Raw genomic sequence first — 9,183 nt, 5'->3', positions numbered from 1 at the left:
CAGACAGAGTCTCTGGCAGCGTGATAGAAAGGGATCAGGAGCGGTCAGTTTCCAACTAGCAAACCGGTTCAAGCGGTCCCGCTCTGCGGGTCCATTTCAGTTCTTCGCACCACCCTTTCATGACGGATGGCTACGATACCCCCTCTTCGGCTGCGCATGATCGAGGATATGGCGGACCGCAATCAGTCGCCGGTGACCCAATCCAATTTCTAAGCGATCGCAAAAATTAGCCGCCATTTCGTACGCCCCGGACCGGTTGATTTTCGAGCGGGTCCTGGACGCTGTTACAGGGGCGCAATCTCGTTGTGCTGGCGACGACTTATGCGGTTGGAGATAGTGAAGTCGTCAGTTTGAAGGTGAGTTCGACCGCCCCCATCAGGCCAATCGTTCTCGAGGGAGTAACCCGAGAGTCTTTGCGTACGCCACGAGAACTAAAGGTGTGTCGGAACGCTCGGTCGACATCTCCGCGTGTTAATCCAGGCCGCATCGTTTCGTAGGCGGCCAAGAAGCCGTCAAGCGCGGCCTGGTGCAGGTGCCGCGACCGAGCGGACGGCTCACCTAAGAACACGGTCCGGAACAATGCGCAGCAATAGCGGTGGCGAAAGGCTCCTAGTTCAAAAATGGTCTGACAATCATCGCATAGCTTGCATCGGTCCACTTGAGATGCGGAGCAGTCGCCGGGCGTCCGGTCGGCATGGTCGGATAAATGCGAGACGCATGACCCGGGAATTCCGACGTGCCCGTACATGACGCATGCATGACGGCTGCGGCTACATCGCATTCTCGCGCGCCGGGAGCGACGCTTAATCTGGCGATCCTCATGGCCCGATCGACAATTTTTCCGGCCTGCTCCATGTAGGCGATCTCAGCAGGAGACTTCACAAGCTTCAGCTTGGAAATGATCCCATCGACATCGATGCTCTTTGAAAGGTCCAGGCTTTTGGCCAGGTTGGCGTTGCGATTCTGGTCATCCACGACTGATAGCGGCGCGATCGCGAACTCGATCGCGCGTCTCGAATCAATCGGCGCTGACATCTTATAGGTATACATCGCGGGAAGCACGTAATGTGCTATCCTATGCGGCGTCTTGAGGCGCAGCTCGGGAAGGCAGAGCTGCCGCGCACGCAAGCGCTTGCGGAGGACAGCGCATCCGTCTGCCCAAAGTAGAACCAAGTTGTATAGCCGAGCAGATCGAACAGCCTTTCCGCACTCTGTTCGAGAACGACAGGATGTTGCGTGTAGCGTTCCCGATCACCGGCTCTGACATATGCCTCTCCTTCGCCGGCGGGCACGGTATGCCACCAGTTGTCCGATGGAGCGGCTCGAGCATTCGCTCCCTTTTTGGCGAAATTCGCCGTGAAGGCGCTTAGGAGGAAATTAGCCCCCCAGAGCATGCTCGGCAAGCTCGAGATCTATCGGGTGGATCACCAGGTCGCGTAGGATCTTTCCCTTTTCAGGAGCATATTCATTCGCAGGTCCACGCCTCCTCTTATCTCGGAAACTAGAGGAATTCACGTTTGGCCGGTTCTCTATAGTGCTGCGTTAAAATCTCTCATGCCTTGCAACTGAATGCCGCGAGGATCGACCGTGGTGTCGGCCACATTGATGCCATTACTCTCGTCGCGCCGAAGAAGTGGAAGTGTAGAGCCGATTGCGGGGCGGGAGTCAGCTAACCTTTCGTGAGAGGTCGAGACGTCTTCTTCCCATCATGAAGCGGCGCAGCGGCAGTTCAAGAATAACGGAAATACGCGCTCAAAGGACTTCAGACAGCCAAGAAACCAAGGAGCTAAGACATCAAGTCCGATCTCGAAATCGATTGCCGATGCTGGTATGATGCGAGCGGCCGACGTCATTCGTCCCGGCGTGCATGAAGCTGACGCCATCGCTGAGATCCTTTCGACGTTGGCGCGCGGCGCAAATAGCAAGCACGGAACGGGAATCGCGAACATCTTCATGTGCTCTTCGCCACGAACCGGAACTTGCCACATCACCTGGAGCGATGACCTCTTCCGCCAGGGCTCGCAAATCAATCTGGAACTGGGTGGTGTGCGGCACACCTATACAGCGGCCCTGATGCGAACGTTCTCGATTGGCAAACCCTCCAACCGTTTGTGCCGACTTCATGAGGCCGAGCTGGCTGGCTTGGAAGCTGCATTGGCAAAGGTTCTCCCGGGAGCAACCTGCAACGATGTTGCTCAGGCATTCAATCGTACGATTGGTAAGCTGGGGTTCCAGAAACAGTCCCGGTGCGGTTATGGCATAGGCATTGATTGGAACGAGGCCGTCACAAGCCTCAAGGAAGGCGACATGACCGAGCTAAAGCCAAACATGACGTTCCATCTGATGCTGGGCAACTGGATCGACGAGGATTTCGGCTATGCCATCAGCGAAACCTTCCGAGTCACAGAATCCGGTACCGACGTATTGACCGGTGTGCCGCGCAAGATCTTCGAGATTTAACTCGGCTGTGGTATCTTCCACTCGGACGGTGCGGAAGGGGCTTGCTTCTGCTTGGCAACGTCCCTCAGGACGTTGCCCGCAATACACGCTGGACACTTGGGATAGCTTCCAGTTTCTCCGCTGCTCCGTGAGCTCGTCTATGCGCGCATTCACGCCAGACAGTCGAGATCTTCCACAACCTCCGCAGCATATCGAGATCGACCGACTCTATGAGGACGCAAAAACTAGGGCAGTAGAGAAGGCCGGTGAAGCGATTGCCGGTCGGCAGAACCGCGCCATTGCGACACCGTCGGGGTGGGCGGAATCGTCGATCCACAGCCGATGACTTTCAGATTGATTGTGGATTGCAAACCTCGCGCATGCCACGGCGGATGCGCACCCGTCAGCAGGACGCGCTCGCCCGCGGAGTGCGAGCGATCGGAGCCTTGCTGGTCGTGCCTTGGATACGCACGTTCGTTAACTCACGCTCCCAATCGGCGAGATGCGCCTCGATGCTCCCCAGCTCGCGAAGGAATGGCCCGCGATCGCGTTCTTCTTCACGTAGCCGACGCCCATCCTCTGACTTGTCCTTCGTGCGCGCGCGATACGCTTGCAGGCGCGAGCACGGAAGCCCCAGTGTTTCGCAAACGCGATGAGCTCAAGGCATCTCGAACCGCGTCGTCGCCAACGCCTCCGTCTTTCGCGCGTGGCGATACACGGCGCGTTGCAGCATCCCGCGGCTGACTGCTAGTTCTTGCTCGGCCAACAGGTCCTGGCGCACCACATCCGCATTGCCGCGATGCCGGATGAATCTCTCGCGCAACCAGCCCTCAAGGCGATCGAGCCGTTTCGGGCGACCAGGCGACTCGAACGGCCTCAACCTGCCCGCCGCGACGTCGCCTTTCACCGTCTGGTGGCTGCAGCCCAGCTGCCGCGCAATCCGCTTCACCGCACGCTCTCAGGCACAACATCTGCGCCAAGTCATCCGGTGTCTCCATTACCTCCCCCGTGGACCACTCCATTGACGAGCCTTCCGCTATTCGTTCCCCGTTCGCCTCTCCTCGGCTATCTAACGAGGGGCCAATTCCTCGTGACGCCATGGCTGGGCAGTTTTCCACGGCGCGCGACACCCAAACACATCTCCTCTCGGGCCGCGTCCTTCTTGAGCTATATTAAGAATTCCGCCGCGTGCGAACGACTGTTCGTAATTGCTTCAATACATTTTAGCCGCCGAGATCGATCACAATCCTCTCCAGCCGTTTTGTGACACTTGCGAACGGCGCGATTGCTACAACTTGCGTACTCTTCGGCCCGGGCCCTGTGCATATTGCCAGTGTCTCGTTAAAGTGGGTTGCTGACGCGGCGCAGGTGATTCCGGGCCGCCCCCGACGTCAGGCGTAGCATCTTCGCACTCGCCGTCGAGTCGGAGCGGAACTGGATTCTCGATGGACCGCTTTTGTGCGCTCGGCTTCTCCAGGAGCATCGTAATCTGAACTCATGAGAATAGCAGGGTACTGCGTGCTGCATCGGTGCAGCGACAATTGAGACTGGGCTGGCAAGAACTTCAATCGACGCCTATCCTTTTCGTGTCATCGTCGCGACCGCCCCAACATGGACGGTTCTCACTCAAGTCTTCCATGCTCCGGCCCCCCGATTTGGTAGCTTGCCCAAACGACGCACCAAATGGTTTATAATCGATCGAATTGCCGGGCGGAGACATGGAGGCGCTATGCGCATCTGCGGTATCAAACTGAGGCATGACGGAGCGATCGCGCTAGTCAAAGACGGACGGCTTGTCTTTTGTGTCGAGCATGAGAAACTAAGCAACAATCCCCGGTATCAAGCCATCGACAATCTCGACGCCATTGTTGTCACTTTGGCGGAACACGGTCTGGAACCGCGTGATATTGATCAATTCGTCGTCGACGGGGGATTATGGAGGGAGGGTTTTCAGGTCCTCAGTGGGGCGGAACCGGTCACTCCCGAGTGGGGGCCGTATGTTGAACGCTGTGCCGAGCGCCTCCTCGATTCACGCGACGGCCTCAGTCTGATGCTCGGGGGCAGATTCTTTCCTTATAAGAGCTATCCGCACGTCACGGGTCATTTGGCCTCCGCATACTGCACCAGCCCGTTTGCCAAAGCCGGACATTCCGCCTTATGCCTGATATGGGACGGTTTGATTTTTCCGCGCCTCTATCACGTGAACCCCTCCGGCGCTCGGTTCATCGAATGCCTGTTTCCGCTGATAGGTCACGTCTATGCGATGGCCGGCGATCACTTCGGACCCTATGCGAACAGAAAGCTCTCCAACAACTTAGGTCTAGCCGGCAAGCTGATGGCCTATATTGCGCTGGGATCTGCTGATGACGACATCATAAGTGCGTTTCGGCAGCACTATGAGGAGCGCCTTGCGGTTGATGCAGAGCATGCCCGACTTTATCATACAGAGAGCGGCCGGGAGTCCTCAGTTGCGGCTATCCACGGCTTCTTCCAGGAGAGCGCGCTTCGGTTGAAATCCAAGCGGGCCGAAGATGTGCTGGCATCGTTTCATTGTTTTCTCGAGCGTCTCCTAATCCGGCAGATGACGACCGTTTTAGAGCGGCATTCGGGTCTTCCGGGATCACGTAATTTGTGTATAGCTGGTGGCTGCGGTCTTAATATTAAATGGAATAGCGCACTACGTGCCACCGGCCTGTTCGATGCTGTCTGGGTGCCGCCCTTTCCTAATGACAGTGGGGCGGCAATAGGTGCGGCATGCTCCGCAATGGCCGCGGATAGAGGGTTCGTGCCGCTGGAATGGTCAGTCTATAGTGGTCCGGCCCTGATAAACAGCGATGTACCGTCCGAATGGGAAGCTGCACCGTGCAGCATGCGTGAACTTGCCACCATCCTCGCGAGCAACAACCCCGTGGTATTCCTTGCCGGCCGCGCCGAGCTCGGACCCCGGGCCCTGGGTAGCAGAAGCATTCTCGCAGCCGCAACATCGGCGAGAATGAAGGATTATCTCAATGATGTCAAACTTCGCGAACACTTCCGGCCGGTGGCCCCTATATGTCTAGAGGATCGCGCGCCGGATATTTTCAGCCCAGGAACGCCGGATCCTTATATGCTGTTCGAACACAAAACACGGTCGGAATGGCGGAACAAAGTCCCCGCCGTTGTACATCTCGACGGAACCGCGCGGTTGCAGACCATTCCCAGAACCGCTCAGCACAAGATCGCGGAGCTTCTTGTCGAATATGAAAAACTCGCGGGCATTCCGCTGCTCTGCAATACGAGCGCCAACCACCATGGACGCGGGTTCTTCCCGGATGTCGCATCAGCTGCCCAGTGGGGACGCGTTGAACACATATGGGCCGACGGCCTGCTGTGGACGAAAAAAGGTCATTGCTGAGCCTATCGCCTGCCAACCATGTTTTTCAGAAGTGGACGCAGGCGCGCGCCCATTTCCCGATAGCAATCGACCTTCTCCAGGCGAATTGGGAACGTGGCTGCTTAGCAATTTTTGTACTCGGTTCTCTTACCATGCGCCAACCCGAATATCTCCACGCCTCATGTGTTGCTGATGCTGATGAGTTTCCGGCTTTTGCGCTAGGTCGACGTTTTTAGGGGGCTAGTAGGGCGTCTTGCCCGGCGGCACCGTGGCAACCGGTGGGCCTGTCGCTGCGTCGTAGACGTGGATGGATACAAAGCAGCGCTCTTCATAGTGGGGGGTGAACAGCGATAGTCGCTGGTGCCCACGTATCACGTCGCAGGTGTTGTCGACGTCCAGCGAGCCGTCCGTCGCGTAGCTCTCCATCCACTGCTCCACCAGAGCATAGGTCACGCGGATCGGATCGCCCAGGTTCGGGGCATTCTTTAGGCGCGAGAGGGTCGCTTGCGAGGCGAGGCCTGCCGTATCTCTCCGGCTAAGGCCGTCTTGTGTAGTTTGCGAGGCGGCCTGAGGATTTGATCTACTTTAAGGTCACGTCGGGAATGCAGGTCAATGTGTCGGGCGCCGAACATCGGCGACGATGGAGTTACGACGAGAAGGTCCGCCTTGTCGTAAGCGTCGCTCTCAGGCCACGGCTTTGAGGGCTTGAGCGCGATAGGTCCAGGGCAGTAGCTGGTCGATGTCCCGGTTTGGATGCCCGTTGACGATCCTGGTCAGGACGTCGGTGAGATAGGCGAGCGGATCGACGTCGTTGAGCTTACAAGTCTCGACGAGGGACGCGACGACAGCTCAGTGTTCGGCGCCGCCGGATCCGGCAAACAGCGCGTTCTTGCGACTGAGCTTGATACCGCGGATTGAACGTTCGACGGTATTGTTGTCGAGTTCGATGCGTCCGTTATCGATGAAGCGCGTTAAGCCTTGCCAGCGCGAGAGGGCGTAGCGGATGGCCTCGGCGAGCTTGATCTTCTGGCTGATGAGAGCCAGCTTGGCGCGCAGCCATACCTCGAAGGCATCGGCCAGTGGTCGGCTCTTCTGCTGCCGCACGAGGCGACGCTCCTCTGCGCTACGGCCGCGGATCTCCTTCTCGATCGCATAGAATGCGGCGATGTGCTTCAGCGCCTCGCTCGCGATCGGAGCGGGGCCGGCTGTCGCGAGTTCGTAGAAGTTGCGCCGCATATGCACCCAGCAGAAGGCGAGCTCGACCTCGCCGCGATCGGCAAGCTTTGGGTAGGCGTTGTAGCCATCGACCTGCAGGACGCCCTTGAAGCCGGCAAGATGGTTGAACAGCCGCTCGGCTTTGCGGTCGGGTGCATAGACATAGGCGATGCCGGGCGGATCGAGGCCGCCCCAGGGCCTGTCGTCGGCGGCATAAGCCCAGAGCTGCGCCGGTCTTGGTGCGCCCGCGACCGGGATCGAGCACCGGCACCGTCTCGTCGGCGAACAGCTTGGACCTCGCTCGAAGCACCGTGAGAAGGCGCTCATGCAGCAGGCGCAGATGGAAGGCCGCATGCCCCACCCCAGTCTGCCAGCGTCGGCCGGTCGAGATGGATGCCCTGGCGGGCGTAGATCTGGGCCTGCCGGTAGAGCGGCAGATGATCGGCATATTTGGACACCAGAACCTGAGCGACGGTGGCTTCTGTCGGCAGGCCGCCCTCGATCAGTCGGGCTGGAGCCTTGGCCTGCAGGACGCCATCTTCGCAGGCACGACAGGCATATTTAGGCCGCCGGGTCACCACAACGCGGAACTGCGCCGGCACCATGTCCAACCGCTCGCTCTTGTCTTCACCGATCCGATGCAGTTCGCCGTGGCAGCAGGGCAGGTCTTGTCGTCGAGGTCGATGACAACCTCGATCCGCGGCAGATGCGCCGGCAGCGCTCCGCGATTGTTGCGACGCTTGCGTGCACGCTCCGCCCGGCCTTCCGGCACCGCTGCGTCTTGGCCGGCATCGGTACAGGCTTCGACCTGTTGGACATCTTCGAGACCGAGCAGCATCTGCTCTTCGGGAAGCGTCTCGGCCATCCGGCCAAAGCGATGACGCTGCAACTCCTTGATGATCTGGCGCAGCCGATCGCTCTCATGGAGCGCCGCCAGCAACATCGCCTTCAGCGTCTCGGGATCATCAGGAAGGTTATCGCCCACAGGCAAATCAGAGCATATTCGCGCCCGCCTGACGACGCGCTCGATGCCCCTGATTCACTTCGCCGCAGCGCGACCCACAATTATCCGGCTTGCGTCGGGACAACCGTCTCCCGTGCCGCGTGGACACGCCGCCAATCGAGCCCTTCGAGCAGCGCCGACAATTCTGCCGCCGACAAACGCATCACGCCATCCTCGATCTTCGGCCAGCGGAAGACGCCTTCCTCGAGCCGCCTGGCGAACAGGCACAAACCCGTACCATCCCAGAAGATCAGCTTGATCCGGTCCGCACGCTTGGCGCGGAACACATAAACAGCACCCGAGAACGGATCGGCCTTCATGTGCTCGCGTACCAACATGGCAAGCCCCTCCATTCCCTTGCGGAAGTCGACAATCAGCTCATCGGGATGGTCGCGACCTGTCCTGCGATGCGGCTCTCACGCTGACGAAGCTGACCGCAGCAAGCTCGATGCGCCGAGCCGGCCGGCTCCAATCCCGATCCGGTCCTGACTGCCCCGCCTGGCTGCACCGCGCTCCCTTTCCTCCAGAATTTCGGCATCTTTGACCCGATTTTCGCAGCTATTCCGCTGTAAGTCTCATTAAAATTTTTTCTCTGGAGCGAGAAAAACCAGACATGGGAGCGGCGATGCGAGTTTCTTCGACGGCGCAAATCAACCGTGATCAATTACAATCGGTGCAGGGTCAAATCGCATTTGCTCGACGTTCGCCGGGCGAGAAAGCTCCGCCGTTCGTCGTGCCGGGCTCCGATGGGCCCTTGGTGAGCTATGACGTCACCATACGCGACGCACGTCCGATCCTGGACGAACTTTCTCTCGACAGAGGAGGTTTCACTCTCGTTCAGCACAAGATCTCCTGTGCGAACGAGAGTGATCCAGAGGTCATGCGCGATAGGTATCTCGAAGAAATGATCCCGTTCATCAAGGACTATTTCAGAGCGTCATGGGTCGTACCGAACGAGACGCCGTTATCATACGCTCTTCTGGCGGGGGCTCTGCTCCGCCGGCAGAGAAGGGAGCTGGTCTAGAGCGGTTCATCGATTGATTGAATCGGGAGGGATTCCGTCGGGCGGCGGTTTGTGATTCAAGATGCTGGCTGGATCGGAGGCCAGCATCAGATGGTCCGACCTCTTTCGAATGATCTTCGTGAACGAGCC

6 protein-coding genes and 2 pseudogenes are annotated in these 9,183 nt (G+C 58.8%); 3 read left to right on the top strand and 5 right to left on the bottom strand.

Translation table 11 applies throughout. From position 1 onward, the window contains the following. Positions 1–609 precede the first annotated feature (609 nt). Positions 610–1,050: a hypothetical protein gene (locus IVA82_RS46655; RefSeq protein ID WP_247493969.1), complete on the bottom strand. Its 441-nt coding sequence runs from the start codon at positions 1,048–1,050 to the stop codon at positions 610–612. Between the two features lie 753 nt (positions 1,051–1,803). On the opposite strand from IVA82_RS46655, the gene IVA82_RS46650 reads away from it, so the two are divergent. Then, entirely contained in the window at positions 1,804–2,460 is a 657-nt protein-coding gene (locus tag IVA82_RS46650; protein WP_346659693.1) for a Xaa-Pro peptidase family protein, read from the top strand. 637 nt (positions 2,461–3,097) lie between these two features. Here the strand turns inward: IVA82_RS46650 and IVA82_RS46645 are convergent. Beyond that, positions 3,098–3,388, bottom strand: a complete 291-nt coding sequence (locus IVA82_RS46645; protein ID WP_247493968.1) for a hypothetical protein — start codon at positions 3,386–3,388, stop codon at positions 3,098–3,100. Positions 3,389–4,168: 780 nt separating this feature from the next. Here IVA82_RS46645 and nodU point away from each other — a divergent pair. Continuing rightward, on the top strand, positions 4,169–5,833 hold the full coding sequence (nodU, locus tag IVA82_RS46640; RefSeq protein WP_247493967.1) for a nodulation protein NodU: 1,665 nt from the start codon (positions 4,169–4,171) through the stop codon (positions 5,831–5,833). 225 nt (positions 5,834–6,058) lie between these two features. On the opposite strand, the pseudogene IVA82_RS46635 reads toward nodU, so the two are convergent. The 3 genes and pseudogenes from IVA82_RS46635 to tnpB form a co-directional block, all read right to left on the bottom strand. Then, positions 6,059–6,328: pseudogene (locus tag IVA82_RS46635) on the bottom strand (transposase); the annotation flags it as partial. Between the two features lie 168 nt (positions 6,329–6,496). Further along, positions 6,497–7,970, bottom strand: a pseudogene (locus tag IVA82_RS46625) (IS66 family transposase). 122 nt (positions 7,971–8,092) lie between these two features. Further along, positions 8,093–8,407, bottom strand: coding sequence for an IS66 family insertion sequence element accessory protein TnpB (tnpB, locus tag IVA82_RS46615; RefSeq protein ID WP_247493970.1), 315 nt, complete (start codon positions 8,405–8,407; stop codon positions 8,093–8,095). Positions 8,408–8,643: 236 nt separating this feature from the next. Between tnpB and IVA82_RS46610 the strand changes: the two genes are divergently transcribed. Then, a complete protein-coding gene (locus tag IVA82_RS46610) occupies positions 8,644–9,054 on the top strand; it encodes a hypothetical protein (protein WP_247493965.1) in 411 nt (136 codons plus the stop codon). Positions 9,055–9,183 lie beyond the last annotated feature (129 nt).

This window comes from Bradyrhizobium sp. 142, from assembly GCF_023074015.1.
Lineage (GTDB): Bacteria > Pseudomonadota > Alphaproteobacteria > Rhizobiales > Xanthobacteraceae > Bradyrhizobium.
Note: the sequence above shows the minus strand (reverse complement) of the source record. Positions and strands in the feature narration are given on the sequence as shown.

What these genes read in the sequence shown, in the direction of transcription:
- IVA82_RS46655 (WP_247493969.1), bottom strand. Translation starts at nt 1,050, where the DNA reads ATGTATACCTATAAGATGTCAGCGCCGATTGATTCGAGACGCGCGATC.
- nodU (WP_247493967.1), top strand. Translation starts at nt 4,169, where the DNA reads ATGCGCATCTGCGGTATCAAACTGAGGCATGACGGAGCGATCGCGCTA.
- IVA82_RS46610 (WP_247493965.1), top strand. Translation starts at nt 8,644, where the DNA reads ATGGGAGCGGCGATGCGAGTTTCTTCGACGGCGCAAATCAACCGTGAT.